Here is a 17,911-nt window from a genome sequence, read left to right on the forward strand (position 1 = left end):
TTAGATACCTTAAGGGTACGTTTATGAAGTTACGAACAGTGGCTGCTTCACTGTTGTTGACCTTGGTTGCTACCACAGGGAAAGCCAATGTTGCTGATGTGGGGGCACCAGTTCCGATCTATACCGAAGCAGAGCTGATAAAGCTTATTGAGCAAAATAAGCACTTACAACGTGTGCGCGCTGATAACTGCCAGCTGGTGGAGGATATCGTAGCTCGTGCGACTCGAATTAACTTACCCGCTTATGAGTTTCTATACGGAGATATGTTGGCTTGGGGTGTGTGTGTCGAGCAAGATGTCGAACTGGGTCTTTACTACATCGAAAATGCAGCGCATCAGGGGTTACCTGCTGCACTAGAGCAGATTGGCCGATACTATTCGCGTGGCACTTTAGTACAGCAAGATAAAGAACGTGCAATTCCATATTTGCGAGAAGCTGCGTCAATGGGAAACCTAAACGCGCGTATTCATCTGGCCGAGTTGCTTTTACGTGATTATGGCAGTCCACTCGATTACGAAGATGCGTATCGTTGGTTATATAACTCTGTCACAGCAGATAAGCGGCAGCATAAGCGCATAACTGTATTGAGAAACGGCCTTGAACAGCGCATGCCACAAAACGTTATTGCTCGAGCTAAACGGCGAGACACCTTTTGGTAACGCTTCAATATTGCAAACAACTTCATACAACAAAGCCCACGTCACGTGGGCTTTGTTGTTTTCCCGATAGTTGGTAGCGCTTAAACCACTTTGTGTGGACCGAAGCATTCGTAATGGAATTGCTCTTCTGGTACACCAAGTTCTAATAGCTGTTTCGCTATGTGCTGCATAAATCCTACAGGGCCACAGAAGTACACCTGCACGTTATCTTGCTTTAATGCAGCTTCAATTTCATACAGATTGACCAAGCCCGTGAAGTGGAAGTCTTCACCTAGTTTGTCTTCTGTCGTTGGTTGGTTATACCAAACGAGCGCGTTCATATTTTCTTTTTCTGCAACGAGTTGGTTTACGTGTTGCTTGAAAGCATGCTGTTGGCCATTTTCTGTTGCATGAACCCAAGTTACAGGTGCTTGATGTGCTGAGAGACTTTCTAGCATTGACAGCGTTGGAGTAAGTCCCACACCAGCAGATATTAGAACAACGGGTGTTTGTGGTTCGGCATCCATAAAGAAATCACCGGCAGGGGCCGCAAGCTGCACTTTTTCGCCAATGTTCAGGTTATCGTGCAGGTAGTTCGACACTTTTCCGCCTTCTTCACGTTTTACCGAGATACGGTAAGTGTTCTCTTGGACCGCAGAAGACAGACTATATTGGCGAATTTCTTGGTTTTCTAACTGGTCACTGTTGATGTAGATGCCAAGGTATTGTCCCGGTTTATACGGCGCCACTTTTTGGCCATCGGTTGGCTTGAACACAAAGCTGCAAATGTGTTCGCTCTCAATCTTTTTATCGACTAATTCAAATTCGCGTAGACCGCGCCAGCCGCCTTCCAAAGCTTCATTTTGTTGGTAAATTTGTTCTTCGCGCTGAATAAATACATTCGCAAGTACGCCGTAAGCCTCAGCCCAAGCATCCAACACTTCTTGACCTGGATTAAAAAGCTCATCGATTGTCGCAAGTAAATGCTTACCAACGATTTGGTACTGATCTTCTGTGATCAAAAAGCTCGTGTGCTTATGCGCAATTTTCTCTACTGCGCCAAGCAGAGCTGGCAAATTTTCAATATTGGCAGCATAGGCACAGATAGCGTTGAATAATGCTTCACGCTGATCGCCGTTACGCTGGTTACTCATGTTAAAAATATCTTTCAACTCAGGGTTATGAGTAAACATACGCTCGTAAAAGTGCGCGGTCAGTTTTGGTCCTGTTTCGGCGATGAGTGGTGCGGTCGCTTTGACGATCTCGATAGTTTGATTGCTGAGCATAAGGGCTTCCTACTTTAAGTTGTATTTATAATGCATGTTTAAAGTTGTATCTCAAATGTATCTTTCGATCAAGAAAAGATTTACACTTTTATCGATAGCTCAAGTTTGGGGTTTTAGCATCACCAGCGGGTTATTGAGTCGCACTTTGGGAGATAATATGCAGTTAACTAGTTTCACTGATTATGCGTTGAGAACCTTAATTTTCTTGGCTTCGTTGCCGGAAGATGAGTTAACCAGCATTACCGAAGTGACGGATTTATTTGGTGTGTCACGTAACCATATGGTTAAAGTTATCAATCGGTTAGGGCAGTTGGGTTATGTCCATACCGTGCGCGGAAAAAACGGTGGTATCCGGCTGATGAAGCCAGCGTCTGAAATCACAGTCGGTGGTGTTGTGCGCGATTTAGAGCCGTTAGATTTAGTCAACTGTGGTGTGGATTTTTGCCATATTACCCCTGCTTGCCGCCTCAAAGATAAATTGGCGAAAGCAAAAAGTGCCTTTCTGGCGGAGTTGGATGACTGCACGATTGAATCCTTGCTCAGTGACAATTCTGAACTTTTGATCTTGCTGGCTCGTCCTTAACTCATTTGCATGCCTAGAGTCGATCTCGATCATTCTTTTTTCAAAGCAATTCTGTAGCTTATCGAGAGACTCAGATATACTAGCCATATACCTTCCTTGCTAGATAGGCGTGCCTATGTCAGACAATATTCCAAACGATCCTTTTGCAGATCGTGAATCCAAAAATTACGAAAATCCAATTCCAAGCCGAGAGTTTATCATCGAGTTTCTAGAGCAAGCGGGCGTTCCAATGAATCGTAACGACTTGTTTGAGGCACTAAAGCTTGAGGGCGAAGAGCAATACGAAGGGTTGCGTCGTCGGCTACGTGCGATGGAGCGAGATGGCCAACTGGTGTTTACCCGCCGTCAGTGCTATGCATTGCCTGAAAAACTTGAAATGGTGAAAGGTTACGTGATTGGTCATCGTGATGGCCATGGTTGGGTACGTCCAGAAGGCAGCGTCGGCAAGGATGATGATATTCTGTTACCGCACCATCAGATGAAGAACATCATCCACGGTGATTTTGTCTTAGTGCAACCTACAGACAACAGCAAGCGCGGCCGCCGTGAAGGACGTTTGGTGCGTGTGCTAGAGGAGCGTAATGATCAAATCGTCGGTCGTTTCTTCCTTGAATATGGATACTCCTACGTTGTCCCAGATGACTCGCGTATCAGCCAAGATATCCTGATCCCAAATGAGCACAAAGCGGGTGCACGCATGGGTAACGTAGTCGTAATTGAAATTACTGATCGTGGCTCACGCTCACGCGGCATGATGGGTAAAGTGGTTGAAGTCCTTGGTGAAAATATGGCACCAGGTATGGAAACACAAATTGCGATTCGTACACACCAAATTCCTCACGAGTGGCCAGAAGCCGTCGATAAACAAATCGAAAACTTGGGCGAAGAAGTACCAGAAGAAGCCAAAGTTGGTCGTGTGGATCTACGTGATTTGCCACTAGTGACCATTGACGGCGAAGACGCACGAGACTTTGATGATGCCGTTTACTGTGAAAAGAACAAAGAAGGTGGTTGGCGTTTATGGGTAGCGATTGCTGACGTCAGTTACTACGTTCGTCCTGACTCTGCGTTGGACAAAGAAGCGATCAATCGTGGTAACTCAGTATATTTCCCGTCGCAAGTTGTGCCGATGTTGCCAGAAGTACTGTCGAACGGTCTATGTTCGCTTAACCCGCAAGTAGATCGCTTGTGTATGGTGTGCGAAATGACCATTTCCGATACCGGTAAGCTGTCTGGTTACAAGCATTACGAGGCGGTGATGAACTCGCACGCTCGTCTCACATATAGCAAAGTGAGCGCGATTCTAGAAGGGGATGAAGAACTACGTGAGCGCTACCAGCCGCTTGTTTCTCATCTAGAAGAGTTGCACAAGATGTACAAAGTGCTGAAAGAAGCACGAGATCAACGCGGTGCAATCGAATTTGAAACCGTTGAAACCAAATTTATTTTCAATGCGGAACGTAAAATCGAAAGTATTGAGCCAGTAATTCGTAATGACGCGCATAAGATCATCGAAGAATGTATGATTTTAGCCAACATTGCTTCGGCATCGCTGGTAGAAAAAGCGAAAGAGCCCGCGCTTTATCGTATCCACGAATCTCCAGGTGAATTACGTCTGCAAGGTTTCCGTGACTTCTTAAGTGAACTTGGTCTTGAGCTAAAAGGTGGTTTAGAGCCTTCACCAACGGACTATGCTGATCTCGCACGTCAAATCTCCGGGCGTCAAGATCAAGAGTTGATTCAGACCATGCTGCTACGCTCAATGAAGCAAGCGGTATACAACGCAGATAACGCGGGGCACTTTGGGTTGGCATTGAAACGCTATGCGCACTTTACGTCGCCAATTCGTCGTTACCCTGACTTGTTACTTCACCGTGCAATCAAGTATCTGATTGCTAAAGAAGAAGGTCGTAATCAAGATCGCTGGACACCAACAGGTGGCTATCATTACTCGTTTGACGACATGGATTTTTACGGCGAACAATGTTCGATGACAGAGCGCCGTGCTGATGATGCAACACGTGATGTTGCGGATTGGCTGAAGTGTGAATATATGCAAGACCACGTCGGTGACGAACTAGACGGTGTTATTGCTAATGTCACTAGCTTTGGCTTCTTTGTACGTTTAACGGATTTGCACATCGATGGTTTGGTACATATTTCTACCCTTGCGAACGACTACTATCAATTTGACCCGATTGGTCAACGACTTATTGGTGAAAGTTTCGGTAACATCTACCGCTTAGGTGATGCAGTAAAAGTAAAAGTACTGGCTGTTAACCTCGATGATAAGCAAATTGACTTTGAATTGGTCGAAACAAGTCGTAAGCTACGCGGCGAAGGTAAGACTGCGAAGAAACGCGCAGCGGAAGCAAAACGCAAAGCGAAAGATAAAAAACGCGCTGCGACTCGCTCTTCATCGAAAGAAGGTGGCGCGGCTCGTGCAGTTCCTGCGATAGAGCCAACTAAACGCCCAGAAGAAACGGGCGCAACGAGTAAGCGTAATGGCCCAAAACGTGGTGACGCCGAAGGCAACGAGAAGCCTAAAGTGAAAAAAGCACGTAAAAAGAAGCCGCACAGTAAGCCGAAGAAAACCAAGCGCACTAAAAAAGAAGCGCAGTAGGTTGAAGCGCCAACTTAGTTCAAACTTGGTTGGCGCAGGCAATACGACCAGAACAACAGGTTAAACAATGAGTAACGAATTTATCTACGGCATTCACGCAGTGAAGGCGGTATTGGAGCGCGAACCAGAGCGTTTTATCGAGGCGTACGTTTTAAAAGGTCGTCAAGATGATCGCCTAATGCCAATCCTAAATGATCTTCAGGTTTGTGGTGTTTCTATTCAGCAGATGACACGTAAAACCTTGGATGACAAAGCGCGCGGTGCAAATCACCAAGGCATCATCGCTCGTGTGAAACCAGCGAAGCAGCTGAATGAGAACGATATAGATGACATCCTGGCGCAGCACGAATCACCACTGCTATTAGTGTTAGACGGAGTGACCGATCCACATAATCTTGGTGCGTGTTTACGTAACGCAGATGCGGCAGGTGCTGCGGCGATCATCGTACCGAAAGATCGTTCTGCGCCAATGAATGCGACGGTAAGTAAAGTCGCTTGTGGTGCAGCTGAAGTCGTGCCATTGATCCGAGTGACTAACTTGGCTCGTACTATGCGTACATTGCAAGAGAAAGGCATCTGGTTTGTTGGTACTGCGGGTGAAGCAACGCACGACATCTACCAAGCCAAACTGACTGGCCCCCTTGCTATCGTAATGGGGGCAGAAGGTGACGGTATGCGTCGTCTAACTCGTGAAACCTGCGACGATTTGATTAAGATCCCAATGGCTGGTAGCGTTTCAAGCTTGAACGTATCTGTGGCATCCGGCATCTGTTTGTTTGAGGCAGTTCGTCAGCGTATTGCTGCAAAGTAACGACGAAACAAACAGTTACTGTAGAATCAGACATAATGATAAAAACAAAGGATGGGGTGCCATCCTTTGTCGTTTTCACCGATTTATAAATAAAAATCCTCAGGGAAGTTATGACTCAACAAGACATTAAATTCATCGCCTTCGATCTAGATGGTACTTTGCTTGATAGCGTGCCCGATCTAGCTGTCGCGGCAGACCAAGCAGTACAGGCGCTTGGCTTTCCATCGGTTTCAGAAGAACAAGTTCGTGATTACGTGGGTAACGGCGCAGACGTGCTTATTGGTCGCTCATTAAGCCAAAGCCTGACCATCAACCCGGAGCTGAGTGAAGAGCTTCGTGCTAAAGCGCGTGTATTGTTTGATGATTACTACGAGCAAAGCGGTCACAAGCTAAGTCATCTTTACCCAACGGTAAAAGAGACACTAGCAGAGCTGCACAAAGCGGGCTTTGTTATGGCGTTGGTGACCAACAAACCTTCAAAGTTTGTGCCTGACGTTTTGGAAAAGCACGACATCGCAAAATACTTCGTTGATGTCCTTGGCGGTGATGCATTCCCAGAGAAAAAACCAAACCCAGTAGCATTGAACTGGTTGATGGAAAAGCACCAAATCCAACCAAGTGAAATGCTGATGGTTGGCGACTCGAAAAACGATATTCTCGCAGCAAAGAATGCAGGCTGTGCCTCATTTGGTCTGACATATGGTTATAACCACGGTGAACCTATTTCAGCATCAAATCCAGATTTCGTCGCTGACAGTTTGGCAGAATTATTGGACGTTGTAGCGGTTTCTGCATAACGGCTACAAAAGAGCTTCCAAAATACTCGTTAATGAGTACACTGAGTAAACCGTGCACCTATTACTGCACGGTTTTTTTCATTTAATTAGATTAAGAAGTCAAAGGAATCATTCTAATGAGCAAACCCATTGTATTGAGTGGTGTTCAACCTTCAGGTGAACTAAGTATCGGTAACTACTTGGGTGCTCTACGTCAATGGCAGCAGATGCAAGACGATTATGATTGCCAATATTGTGTGGTAGACCTTCACGCGATTACGGTTCGTCAGGACCCTAAAGCGCTGCATGAAGCAACTCTAGACGCACTGGCAATTTGTCTGGCAGTTGGTGTTGACCCGAAGAAGAGCACGCTATTTGTTCAGTCACATGTACCAGAGCATGCTCAATTAGGTTGGCTTCTTAACTGCTACACTCAAATGGGTGAGCTGAGCCGTATGACTCAGTTTAAAGACAAATCGGCACGTTACGCGAATGACGTAAACGTCGGTCTATTTGACTACCCGGTGTTGATGGCGGCTGACATTTTGCTTTACGGTGCACACCAAGTACCTGTAGGCAGTGACCAGAAGCAACATCTAGAATTAGCGCGCGATATCGCAACGCGTTTCAACAATATTTACTCGCCAGAGCAGCCAATCTTCCAAGTTCCAGAGCCTTACATTCCGACAGTAAATGCGCGTGTAATGAGCCTTCAAGACGCAACGAAGAAGATGTCTAAATCTGATGACAACCGTAAGAACGTTATCACGCTGCTGGAAGAGCCTAAGTCGATCCTTAAGAAGATCAACAAAGCGCAAACCGATACCGAAACGCCACCAAGTATCCGTCATGATATCGAGAACAAGGCGGGCATTGCTAACCTAATGGGTCTGTACTCCGCGGCGACAGGTATGAGCTTCGAAGAGATTGAAGCGAAGTACCAAGGCGTAGAAATGTATGGCCCATTTAAGAAAGATGTTGGTGAGGCAGTTGTAGCAATGCTTGAGCCAATTCAAGCAGAATATCACCGTATTCGCGCTGATCGTGCTTACATGGACGAGGTAATGCAGCAAGGCGCTGAGAAAGCCTCGGCACGAGCGGCTGAAACGCTTAAGAAAGCATACGAAGCAGTAGGTTTTGTAGCTCGCCCATAGTTGCTAAGAACGAATACGAAAAAGCTCCACTTTGGTGGAGCTTTTTTTATGCCTGTATTACTGAAATGGTGTGTCTTTCATACAGCGTTCCATGTCGTAATATTCAACACGTCCTCGAGCCCCTAGAAAGGCAGACTTCACAACCATGCCTCTATCAATGAAGTAACTAAGCTGTACGCATGATATATCGTAGCTGAGTTCTTTAATTCTCGCTGGAATCCAGTAGGTTCCTGGCGTTCTTAGACGCTGAGTAAAGGTAATAACACCCTCGTCACTGACTTCTAGCTCTTCAATACCATCCAGTTCATTTTTGGCTGATTCGATGATGTCTTGATTCGCCGTAGGTTGAAGTGGCTCACTGGCGGTCAACTGACACCCCGCTATCAAGCCAAGTAGGGAGAGAGCTAGCACACTGCGTTGAATTTTTTTCATTTGTCGTTCCTGGGTTTACAGCTAATGAGATCTTATTGTCTCGCGCAGGTGTTATATCTTTTGTGTATGTTTTTGGCTAGTGAGTAATGAAAAGTTATTGAATAAATCATGAAAACTTTGAAGTATGAGGGGCCTGTATAAGAGAGAACGAAGCGAGTAATAGATTCTTGGGCTTGAACAGTGATACAAGTGAAAATTAAAGCATTCTAAATTAGTGACTAATTATATTTTTTATTTGTAACAGGAACGGTTGGGTTAATAAGCAACTCAACAAGTGATGTATTTTCTACTCCTTAACATGAAGTGAAAAAGTAAACTGAGTAATCAATCTAAATTCTGATTTGTTTATCAATAGCGCTCTGTATTTATTACAAAAAATGTTTGAATGGGATGCTCTGGCATATTTTCTTATATTCACATGTGATTCATTTCACGGCTTTAATTGCTCATTCTTATTTATTTCATAAATAAACCTGATAGTAGACGCAAATGGCAGGCTCTAACCAGAGCTAAGTTTGCATTTACATAAATATCAGGTACGACAATGGACACGTTAATCAAACCCTCAATACTCGCATTAACCATCGCCAGTGCACTTAGTGCAAACGCGAACGCAGAGATTATTATTTCCCAATACGTAGAAGGCGGCGCTTATAATAAAGCGGTAGAGATCGCTAATACGGGTGATACTGCGGTGACACTCACTGGCTACGAGTTGGCGAAATCATCAAACGGTGGTGGTACTTGGGGTAGCACATTCGACCTTAGCCAAGTGACGCTACAAGCTAACCAAGTGTATGTACTGGCGCATGGTGACGCGAGCGATACCATCAAAGCTGTCTCGGATATCACAGATAAAAGCGTTGCGAACTTTAACGGTGACGACCCGATCGCACTGCTTAAAGATGGTGAAGTGCACGACATCATCGGTGTGATGGGTGACGTAGATTTTGGTAAAGACACCACATTGGTTCGTAACCGTGATGCACTAATCCCTTCTGCTACCTATGATGCATCTCAGTGGACGGCATTTGAGAAAGACAACATTGACGGCCTTGGTGAGCTGAATGCGACTGAGCCACCAGCCCCATTCGCCTGTGAAGTAGACGGTCAGCAACCTAAATTCACTACCATTCAAGATATTCAAGGTGAAGGCGACACATCTCCATTCATTGATGGTTACCCATACATTACCGGCGAAGATCACTTCGTAACGGGTGTCGTGACTGCTGTTACTACAGGCTTAACCAAAGGTTTCTATCTACAAGCATTGGAAAGCGACAACAACGACAAGACCTCAGAAGGCTTGTTCATTCATACCGACGCGGCGGACACGGCGCTGAAAGCTGGTGATGTTGTTTGTGTGAAAGGTAAAGTTCAAGAGTATTACAGCAATACTCAGCTTGCTTCTGATGCTAACAGCTATGTGAAAACAGGCACCTCTGAAACCCCTCGAGTTACCGATCTTGTTATCAAAGAAGGTGAGACACTACGTGATGCGCTAGAGCGTCATGAAGGGATGCAAGTTGAGTTAACCTCGGCAAGTGACTTGTTTGTAACTCGCAACTTCTCTTACGACTACGATTCACGTCGTAACAATATGATGCTTTCTCATGAAGCGCCATTGTTAAAGCCGACTCAATTACACGCGGCAGAGAGCGATGCAGCCGTTGAGCTAGCAAAAGACAACGCAGCAAACCGCGTATACCTAGAATCAGATGGCAAAGCACCAAACGGCCAAATCCCATACTACCCAGATTTTGCTAAAGATGCAGACCAAGATGGCTCTTCAGAGCAGCACATTCGCCTTGGTTCTCGAGTAGAAGGTCTTCAGGGTGTCGTGGCTTACAGCTACAACGAATACCGCCTTATTGCGACCAATGAAGTCGATAACACCAACTTTGTGACTTCAGGTGAAGGCTTCGATGTGGCTCGTAAAGATGCCCCAGCGATTGCGGACTCAGATTTGCGTATTGCAAGCTTCAACGTACTGAACTACTTCAACTCCGTGGCTGACAGTGGCCATGAAAACCCAACCGGACAAAACCGTGGTGCGACTAACCTAGATGAGTTCCTGATCCAACAAGCGAAAATCGTTGCGGCGATGAACAAGATGGACGCTGACATCATTGGTTTGATGGAAGTGGAAAACAACGGCTTTGGTGATGGCAGTGCTATCCAAAACTTAGTTGATGCCCTAAATGCTGAGATTGATGACGCTGAAGATCATTACACGTATGTCGAAATCGAAGAGCAAGACAAATACCAAGACGAATACTTTGGCAGTGATGCGATCATGGTGGCGATTTTATATCGTGCTAACGCAGTAACGCCAAAAGACGCTGCAAAAGTGATCATCACGCCAGAGCAGCACATTGCAGAAAACACAATTACTCGTAAAGAGGGCACAGAAAGTAACCCTGCTTACGATAAGTACCAACGCCACAGTCTACTTCAGACCTTTACGGTGAAAGAGACGGGTGAAGATTTGTCTATTGTCGTAAACCACTTTAAGTCGAAAGGCTCTGAGTGTATTGAAGAGTGGATTGCTGGTGTAGAAGATTCTGAGCCAGCGGATCTGCAAGGCAACTGTAACAACTTCCGCGTTTCTGCTGCGCACGCAGTGGGTGAAGCGTTGAAAGAGGTGAAAGGCGATGTATTGCTCATGGGCGACCTCAATGCTTATGGCATGGAAGACTCACTTCTGACACTGACTGATTACTCGAAAGAGAAATACGGCCGTGACATTTATACTGCTGCTTACACAACCATTGGTGATGGTGAACTTCAAGTAGAGAAGACCAAAATTGAAAAAGGTTACGGTCTGCACAACTTAAACACGTTGCTGCACGGCACTGATACGTTTTCTTACACCTATTCGGGCGAGCTGGGTAATTTGGACCACGCATTGGCAAGCAGCAGCCTAGCGCAAAAAGTGGTAGCAATTGAAGATTGGCACATCAACTCACTAGAGAGTAACTTGTTCGAATACAGCAGCAAGTACACAGGTGATATGCCGAAGTACAAAGATGCGTTCTCTGCCTCTGACCACGATCCAGTGATCATCGCGATTGATTTACCAGATGATGACATCGATTTACCGAAAGCAGGTGACAACTTAGCCGTCGATGTCCGTTTACCACCAACGGCGGTTGTGGGCGATATTGTTACGGTGAACTTAACGCCATCCACACAAGCGGCTGCGGCAAGCAGCGATACGAAAGCTTACTCGGCTAGCCAAACTTTAGTTCAAGCTGATATTGATGCGCGTAGCGTGAATATTGAGTTTGAACAAACGCCAGAGCAAGGTAATTATCAGTTAGAAGAGAAAGTGACTGACTCGACAGGTAATATCGTGAAGTTTAGCTCTGTTCGTGATGTTTCAATGACGCAAACTGAAGCTGGAACAGAAGTGTCGAAGGATTCAGATGGAGGTTCGTTTGGTTTTGGCGCGCTATTTGCGCTGCTAGGTCTCGGCTTATTCCGTCGTCGCCGCTAAGCGAATTTACTTCCTGACAAACAGTTCCTAAATAACTGTAAAGACCAAAGGCCAGCCTATGCTGGCCTTTATGTTCAGAAAAAATATAGAAATGGATAATCATATTGACGTATTAGTTACCAAGTTTGGGTATACTTTTTCAGCAGAGCAAAGGGTGAGACTACTAAATGGACATTAGCTATCGTCAGCTCAAAGCTTTTATCGCCTTGGCTGAGGAACAAAATTTTACTTATGCCGCTGAAAAGGTGCACATCACCCAGTCTGCGTTGAGCCAGATGATGAAAAAGCTGACCCAGCAACTTGCCAGCGAACTCTATCAGCGCCAAGGCAGGAAAATCATCCTCACCGAAGCGGGCGAGCAGTTGTATCAGGAAGCGCGATTTATCGTTAATCGCTTGGATAAACTAGTTCAGCAAAACAAAGACCGCCAACACGGCTACAACAAGTCGCTGGTGGTTTCGTCGCTATATACGTTGTGTGCATCCTTAGCGCCGAAAACCCTCAATGACCTGAAAAAGCGCTATCCAGATTTTACTTTTCGCTTAATTGAAGAACGGGTTGATGACATTACCCATTCAGTACTACAAGGGCAGGCAGACATCGGCATCAACACCAATCCGAATCACCCAGAATTGAACTTTGATTTACTGTTTCGCGATTACCTGTGCTTTGTTTGCCGGCAAGACCATCCGCTCGCCGAGCATAAGCAAGTCAGTTGGGAACAGGCGCATCAATACGCGTCGATTGGTGTCAGCCCTGGGAACAGTTTACGCACACTTGCTGACGAAGCGTTTCAACGCATTGGTTTAACCTATGATCCGGAGTTGAGCGCTTCGCATACCTCAACACTATTAGGGATGATTTCCAGCGGACTAGGTTCGACGATTCTGTCTTCCACTATCGGTGAGTTGAGCAACAACGTGGAAGTTCGCTTTATTCCGATTGTTCAACCGGTTCAGTACCGCTCAGTAGGGCTCATTACACGTAAAGAAACTCATCGAGAGTTAGTCGATGAGTTCAGTTTGATTTTGAAAAAGCATGTCAGCGACTGGGGCTTTGCTGAGTTTATCCCCAGTCGTTAAGCGACGTTACATTGGCCCGACGGGTAAACCTGTCAGCATGTAAATCAGGAATAGCCCGCCCCAAACACTAAATAGCACCAGAGCGTATGGCACCATCATCGCGAGGAAAGTACCAAATTTCACTTGCGGGTTATATTTGGCGATCAGCGCCAGTACCATCGGAATATATGGATTGGTCGGTGAAATGATGTTGGTGGTGGAGTCGGCAATACGGTAGCCCATTTGCGTAATTTGCGGGTCTACGCCAAGTAACATAAAGAGTGGGATAAATACCGGGGCCATGATCGCCCATTGCGCCGAACCACTAAACACAATCATGTTCATCACGCCAGCAAGCATCATAAACAGCGCCATCATCGCCAGCTTTGGCATCTCGACAGACGAAATCCATTCCGCACCATTCACCGCAATAAAGATAGCTAAATTAGACCACTTAAACCAAGCAATGAACTGGGCAATCACAAATACCAAGACAATGTAGCCGCCAACGCCCTTGAGCGCTTTGGACATCAAGTCAGGAATATCACTGGCTTGTTTGATCGTACCCGCTTTGACGCCGTAAACCACCGCATTCATAAAGAAGAATGCCATGATGATCGGGATAATCCCTTTTAGGAAAGGTGAAGGTACCAAACCGCCGTCTGCATTACGCAGAGGTGAATCGGCTGGCAGCAGGGCGGCCAAAAGCAAAGCGATAAACACCAAAGACGCTGCTCCAGCCCATTTCAACGCACTCTTTTGCTTAGTGGTAATTTCAAAAGACGGTTCACTATCGGCGTGGTTGGTTGTCACTTTATGCGCGAATTTAGGCTCGATGTATTTGTCGGTGATGAGCGTCCCTGTGACGACTAAAATCGGAACGGAAAGCAACATAAAGTACCAGTTTGCTGCCGGGCTAACTTCGACGTGTTCAACGATGGCAGACGCTTCGGTTGAAATACCGGAAAGTAATACATCGGTGCCAGCAATAAATAGGTTGGCGGTAAACCCAGCCGCGACCGCGACAAAACCTGCGGCGATGCCGACAATTGGGTTGCGGTTGGTTGCCGCAAAAATCAGACCTGCGAGAGGGGGAACCAAAATGAACGCAGCGTCTGAGGCGAGGTTACCGATGATACCAGTGACGAAAATCGACGCGGTGACAAACTGACGCGGCGCGTTGAGCAATGATTGTTTGATTGCACTGTCGGCCAAGCCTACTTCTTGCAATAGCCCCACCGCTAGCATCATACATAAGACCAATCCGAGTGGTTTAAACGAGACGAAGTTATTCACCGTCGATTGCAGGATGTAAACCAGACCTTCACCACTGATTAGGCTCTTAACGTGCACTACTTCACCCGTAGATGGATGGGTCACGCCGCCGCCAATAAACGAGAATAGGCAAGAGAGCAGCATGACGCTGAGGCACAGGAAGATAAACAAATAGAAGGGATGAGGGACTTTATCGCCCAGTCGCTCAATGCGGTCGATCATTGACGCGCCTGAACTCGATTTTTGCGTAATTGCAGTCGACATTGTTAGAACACTCCTTTGTGTAAAAAGGGGAGTCACTTCCCCTCATTTGTTGTTATTGCTGTTCAATCAAATTGATAAAGTAAGCGGCGCCAATCGGCAGCAGCCGATCGTTAAAGTCGTAGGCTTTGTTGTGCAGGCCAACGCTGCATCCTTGCTCCTCAGTGCCGTTGCCGATAAAGCCGTAGCAACCCGGTACTTTGTTGAGGAAAAAGGCGAAGTCTTCGCTGGTTAGCATAGCTTCACAGCTTGGGTTAACGCGCTCAGCTCCAACGGTTTGAGCCGCTGCGTCGATCGCTCGCCGAGTTTCGTTTTCGGTGTTAACCGTCGGTGGGTGAGAAATTGGTCCGAGTTTAAATTCTGCTTGCATCCCGTGCGCCTTGGCGCTGTGAGCTACTAGTTGCTCGAGTCGTTCAACCAAGCTATCTCGTGTTTGTTGAGACAAAGTACGGAACGTACCGCTCATATGAGCTTGGTCGGCGATGGCGTTGGTTGTTTCTCCACAATGCAGCTGTGTGACCGAAACCACTAGTGGATCAAACGGGTCGTAGTTGCGGCTGACCATGCCTTGAATACCTTGGTAAATATGGGTCGCGACAAGTAATGGATCTTGGGTTGTGTGTGGTAAGCCAGCATGACCACTTTTTCCGTCGACAGTGACAAACAGACGGTCAGAGCTCGCCATTATTGGCCCCGTCTTAAATGCGAAATGCCCTTCAGGAATGCCCGGCATATTGTGCAGAGCGTAGCATTCGTCGATCGGGAAGCGCTCTAACACGCCGTCGGTGATCATGGTCTCGGCGCCACCGCGACCTTCTTCTGCCGGTTGGAATATCAGCACCGCTTTGCCTGCAAAGTTACGCGACTGGGCCAAGTAGCGCGCAGCGAGTAACAACATAGTGGTGTGACCGTCATGGCCACAAGCGTGCATTTTACCGTCGTGGCACGAACGGTGGGCAAATGTGTTGGCTTCATGGATGGGTAGCGCGTCCATGTCGGCGCGAAGACCGATGCTCTTTCCGTCCCCGAGCGAGCCGTGAATCACACCCACCACGCCCGTTTTGGCGAAATCAGTACAGATTTCATCGACGCCGTACTTTTCGAGCTCGGCAACCACTAACGCTTGAGTGTTATTTTCTTCAAAACCTAATTCTGGTTGTTTATGAATGGCATGACGGAGACTAATCGCGTCGGCTAACCAAGGTTCTAAGACTTCAATAATGTTCATACATCTCCCCTTTAATTGAGAATAATTTAACACTATTGAAACAATTCAAACAAACCGGATTACTACTGAAACTATTAGCGTTGCTAATAGTTGCTTGGAGAGAGGTTAAACTAAACGCCGCCCAATACTGAGCGGCTTAAATGACGATTACATCCCGTAGGTGAATGGTTTACCAAGCGGCAGCATGTCCTGATGCACTGGTGCTAATGCGCTCGCGTAACAGCTGAGCAGTTTCAAGGTGTATTGGGTGCGAGCGACAAAATCACTGTCATCGCTATTCGCATCTTGATCGATGAGTTTATCGCTGTTGCGCACAATGAGGTGGTCAGGCAAAAAGCACACGTGGTTATTTTTGCTGCCGGTCATGCGCAATTCGCTGATCGGGTAAACACCGTTGATACTCACGCTGACACTCACCAATAGTGCTGGTTTATGTGCCAGTTCGTTTGCTGTCGTCAGCAATAGGAAGTTTTTCAGCGCAGGGGTTGCCATCCCGTGCCATTCCGGTGTGATAAAGACAAACGCGTCAGACTCTTGCAGTTTTTGCGCGATTGGTGTCCAAACATCCCACTCTTGGATACCTTGCCAAACGCCTTCATTCCAAAATGGCAGGTTCAGTTCATGCAGGTCGAGGATCTCCACTTGGTCGAATTCTTGCAAACCGTGCTGTTTGAGAAAACGAGCTACGTTGAGACTTTGTGAATTTGCCCTTTGGCTGCCAGAGACAATCGTTAGTTTCATAATCATTTCCTTTTGAATTTTATATCTTGTTTATTGGAGTTATGCATTTGCAGCTTTAGGACTATGGGAGGCCAAAAAGATCGAAACCAGTATTGCTCCTGCACCTAACAATTGCAGTGGTGTGAGTATTTCATCTAAAAATACGTAGCCCAACACGCTCGCCGAGACGCTACTCAGAAATCCTAGAAACGCGACGTTTGTTGCAGGAAGACGCTCGATTCCTTTAAACCACAGTGCGTAAGCGAGTACCGCGCCCACTATGGTTAGGTAGCTGTATCCGGCCAAGTTTTTTAGCGAAATGGTCTCCGGTAGACCTTCAAACCATAGCGCTGCAGGTAATAAAAGGATGCCTCCGACGAGGAGTTGCCAGCCAGTGAACGCCAATGTCGACATATTCTCCGGACGTCCCCAGTATTTGGTGAGCACCACGCCACTTGCCATGCTTAATGTACCTAGTACCGCCAGAACAATTCCTTGCGCGCTGATCTGCACCGTTTCGTTGATGACGATAAGCGCTACACCAAGCACCCCGAAGATTGCTGCGATGCAGTGGCTCAAGGCGATCTTACTTTTTAATACCAGCCCACTGAGTAGCATCACGATGATCGGTTGGCTCGACATGACCAATGCCGCCGTTCCTCCGGGCAGGTAGCTCGCCGCAAAAAATAAACAGTAGAAAAACAGCCCGATGTTGAGCGTTCCAAGGCAAGCGAGTTTTCCCCACCATTGCTGGTTCGGAAAGCAGCGTGTATACGCGATGAGCAGTAATCCTGCAGGCAGTGCGCGTATCGCAGAAGCGAGCAGGGGACTGTCTGCGGGTAGCAACTCAGTAGTGACGATATAGGTGCTGCCCCAAACGGTGGGAGCAATCGCGGTGAGCAGTATTGCTTGAATCCTTTCTGCGCTGGTCATAATAACTCCTGTAAAAGTATCTTTTGTGAAAGATTGTTTTTTAAAAGTAATGGTGTTTTTTCTTTTGGTCAAGTATCTTTTTGAAAAGATTTTTAGTTAGTGATGATCGTGAGGATGATGTAATGGACGGTGTAGATAAGATTCTTCAGCAGTGGCAGCAAGCACGACCTGACTTAGATTGTTCTTCGATGGGCGTGGTTGGGCGAATTCGTCGCGCGGCAAACTTCTGGGAACAGGCCCATGGCCAAGTGTGCGGTGATGCTGGGATCAGCGCGATTGAGTTCGATATTCTGGCGACGTTAAGACGTAGCGTCGAACCCGTCACTCCGACAACGTTGTACAAAACGTTGATGATTTCGTCTGGTGCGGTAAGTACCCGATTAGAAGGCCTAGTACAAAAAGGTTGGGTGCACCGCGTAGCGAGCGAAAGCGACCGCAGAAGTAATCGAGTGACATTGACGGAAGACGGTGTTGCCTTTTTAGATCAGGTGCTTGAAGCGCATGTCGCGAGCATGGAACAGCACTTAACTTGTCTCGACTCTGAAGAAAGAAATGCGTTGGAAAGCCTGCTGAGTAAGTTCCTGCAAGCCGAGGTGGAATAACTGATCGTACTTGCGTTTAGATAAAAAGG

General features: G+C 46.8%; 15 protein-coding genes. 9 read left to right on the forward strand and 6 right to left on the reverse strand.

The features are described 5' to 3' along the window. The first annotated feature begins 23 nt into the window (after window positions 1-23). Window positions 24-659, forward strand: coding sequence for a flagellar protein MotX (motX, locus tag R7Q41_RS21770; protein WP_054575294.1), 636 nt, complete (start codon window positions 24-26; stop codon window positions 657-659). 80 nt (window positions 660-739) lie between these two features. On the opposite strand, the gene hmpA is transcribed toward motX, so the two are convergent. Then, window positions 740-1,924 carry an NO-inducible flavohemoprotein gene (hmpA, locus tag R7Q41_RS21775; RefSeq protein ID WP_213905010.1) on the reverse strand — a complete coding sequence of 395 codons (1,185 nt, stop codon included), beginning with the start codon at window positions 1,922-1,924 and terminating at the stop codon, window positions 740-742. Window positions 1,925-2,081: 157 nt separating this feature from the next. Between hmpA and nsrR the strand changes: the two genes are divergently transcribed. The 5 genes from nsrR (at window position 2,082) to trpS (ending at window position 7,871) form a co-directional block, all read left to right on the forward strand. After that, on the forward strand, window positions 2,082-2,507 hold the full coding sequence (gene nsrR, locus R7Q41_RS21780) for a nitric oxide-sensing transcriptional repressor NsrR (protein WP_005381392.1): 426 nt from the start codon (window positions 2,082-2,084) through the stop codon (window positions 2,505-2,507). A 115-nt stretch (window positions 2,508-2,622) separates the two neighbouring features. Continuing rightward, on the forward strand, window positions 2,623-5,130 hold the full coding sequence (rnr, locus tag R7Q41_RS21785; protein ID WP_017821742.1) for a ribonuclease R: 2,508 nt from the start codon (window positions 2,623-2,625) through the stop codon (window positions 5,128-5,130). Window positions 5,131-5,197: 67 nt separating this feature from the next. Further along, window positions 5,198-5,941: a 23S rRNA (guanosine(2251)-2'-O)-methyltransferase RlmB gene (gene rlmB, locus R7Q41_RS21790; protein WP_005381395.1), complete on the forward strand. Its 744-nt coding sequence runs from the start codon at window positions 5,198-5,200 to the stop codon at window positions 5,939-5,941. Window positions 5,942-6,051: 110 nt separating this feature from the next. Then, window positions 6,052-6,738, forward strand: coding sequence for a phosphoglycolate phosphatase (locus tag R7Q41_RS21795; protein ID WP_005382834.1), 687 nt, complete (start codon window positions 6,052-6,054; stop codon window positions 6,736-6,738). A gap of 116 nt (window positions 6,739-6,854) precedes the next feature. Further along, window positions 6,855-7,871 (forward strand): tryptophan--tRNA ligase, encoded by a 1,017-nt coding sequence (trpS, locus tag R7Q41_RS21800; RefSeq protein ID WP_005381398.1) that lies wholly within the window; start codon window positions 6,855-6,857, stop codon window positions 7,869-7,871. Window positions 7,872-7,928: 57 nt separating this feature from the next. Here trpS and R7Q41_RS21805 read toward each other — a convergent pair whose 3' ends face one another. Next, window positions 7,929-8,303, reverse strand: coding sequence for a hypothetical protein (locus R7Q41_RS21805; protein ID WP_005381401.1), 375 nt, complete (start codon window positions 8,301-8,303; stop codon window positions 7,929-7,931). A 544-nt stretch (window positions 8,304-8,847) separates the two neighbouring features. Between R7Q41_RS21805 and R7Q41_RS21810 the strand changes: the two genes are divergently transcribed. After that, window positions 8,848-11,802, forward strand: a complete 2,955-nt coding sequence (locus R7Q41_RS21810) for an ExeM/NucH family extracellular endonuclease (RefSeq protein ID WP_318144660.1) — start codon at window positions 8,848-8,850, stop codon at window positions 11,800-11,802. Between the two features lie 167 nt (window positions 11,803-11,969). Then, on the forward strand, window positions 11,970-12,884 hold the full coding sequence (locus R7Q41_RS21815; RefSeq protein WP_033907171.1) for a LysR family transcriptional regulator: 915 nt from the start codon (window positions 11,970-11,972) through the stop codon (window positions 12,882-12,884). 6 nt (window positions 12,885-12,890) lie between these two features. On the opposite strand, the gene R7Q41_RS21820 is transcribed toward R7Q41_RS21815, so the two are convergent. The 4 genes from R7Q41_RS21820 to R7Q41_RS21835 form a co-directional block, all read right to left on the reverse strand. Then, on the reverse strand, window positions 12,891-14,402 hold the full coding sequence (locus R7Q41_RS21820) for an AbgT family transporter (protein ID WP_053303039.1): 1,512 nt from the start codon (window positions 14,400-14,402) through the stop codon (window positions 12,891-12,893). 52 nt (window positions 14,403-14,454) lie between these two features. After that, the gene (locus R7Q41_RS21825; RefSeq protein WP_005381411.1) at window positions 14,455-15,627 is read right to left on the reverse strand and encodes a M20 aminoacylase family protein; all 1,173 of its coding nucleotides are present in this window, start codon (window positions 15,625-15,627) and stop codon (window positions 14,455-14,457) included. Between the two features lie 147 nt (window positions 15,628-15,774). After that, on the reverse strand, window positions 15,775-16,368 hold the full coding sequence (locus R7Q41_RS21830; RefSeq protein WP_053350711.1) for an NADPH-dependent FMN reductase: 594 nt from the start codon (window positions 16,366-16,368) through the stop codon (window positions 15,775-15,777). Window positions 16,369-16,407: 39 nt separating this feature from the next. Further along, on the reverse strand, window positions 16,408-17,280 hold the full coding sequence (locus tag R7Q41_RS21835) for an EamA family transporter (protein WP_005381415.1): 873 nt from the start codon (window positions 17,278-17,280) through the stop codon (window positions 16,408-16,410). A gap of 122 nt (window positions 17,281-17,402) precedes the next feature. Between R7Q41_RS21835 and R7Q41_RS21840 the strand changes: the two genes are divergently transcribed. Then, window positions 17,403-17,882 (forward strand): MarR family winged helix-turn-helix transcriptional regulator, encoded by a 480-nt coding sequence (locus R7Q41_RS21840; RefSeq protein ID WP_005381417.1) that lies wholly within the window; start codon window positions 17,403-17,405, stop codon window positions 17,880-17,882. Window positions 17,883-17,911 lie beyond the last annotated feature (29 nt).

It is taken from the genome of Vibrio sp. 2096 (assembly GCF_033339595.1).
In the GTDB taxonomy this organism is placed as follows: Bacteria; Pseudomonadota; Gammaproteobacteria; order Enterobacterales; family Vibrionaceae; genus Vibrio; species Vibrio alginolyticus.

Excerpts from the sequence above, each read along its gene's own strand:
- motX (WP_054575294.1), top strand. The coding sequence starts at position 24 with ATGAAGTTACGAACAGTGGCTGCTTCACTGTTGTTGACCTTGGTTGCT.
- hmpA (WP_213905010.1), bottom strand. The coding sequence starts at position 1,924 with ATGCTCAGCAATCAAACTATCGAGATCGTCAAAGCGACCGCACCACTC.
- nsrR (WP_005381392.1), top strand. The coding sequence starts at position 2,082 with ATGCAGTTAACTAGTTTCACTGATTATGCGTTGAGAACCTTAATTTTC.
- rnr (WP_017821742.1), top strand. The coding sequence starts at position 2,623 with ATGTCAGACAATATTCCAAACGATCCTTTTGCAGATCGTGAATCCAAA.
- rlmB (WP_005381395.1), top strand. The coding sequence starts at position 5,198 with ATGAGTAACGAATTTATCTACGGCATTCACGCAGTGAAGGCGGTATTG.
- R7Q41_RS21795 (WP_005382834.1), top strand. The coding sequence starts at position 6,052 with ATGACTCAACAAGACATTAAATTCATCGCCTTCGATCTAGATGGTACT.
- trpS (WP_005381398.1), top strand. The coding sequence starts at position 6,855 with ATGAGCAAACCCATTGTATTGAGTGGTGTTCAACCTTCAGGTGAACTA.
- R7Q41_RS21805 (WP_005381401.1), bottom strand. The coding sequence starts at position 8,303 with ATGAAAAAAATTCAACGCAGTGTGCTAGCTCTCTCCCTACTTGGCTTG.
- R7Q41_RS21810 (WP_318144660.1), top strand. The coding sequence starts at position 8,848 with ATGGACACGTTAATCAAACCCTCAATACTCGCATTAACCATCGCCAGT.
- R7Q41_RS21815 (WP_033907171.1), top strand. The coding sequence starts at position 11,970 with ATGGACATTAGCTATCGTCAGCTCAAAGCTTTTATCGCCTTGGCTGAG.
- R7Q41_RS21820 (WP_053303039.1), bottom strand. The coding sequence starts at position 14,402 with ATGTCGACTGCAATTACGCAAAAATCGAGTTCAGGCGCGTCAATGATC.
- R7Q41_RS21825 (WP_005381411.1), bottom strand. The coding sequence starts at position 15,627 with ATGAACATTATTGAAGTCTTAGAACCTTGGTTAGCCGACGCGATTAGT.
- R7Q41_RS21830 (WP_053350711.1), bottom strand. The coding sequence starts at position 16,368 with ATGAAACTAACGATTGTCTCTGGCAGCCAAAGGGCAAATTCACAAAGT.
- R7Q41_RS21835 (WP_005381415.1), bottom strand. The coding sequence starts at position 17,280 with ATGACCAGCGCAGAAAGGATTCAAGCAATACTGCTCACCGCGATTGCT.
- R7Q41_RS21840 (WP_005381417.1), top strand. The coding sequence starts at position 17,403 with ATGGACGGTGTAGATAAGATTCTTCAGCAGTGGCAGCAAGCACGACCT.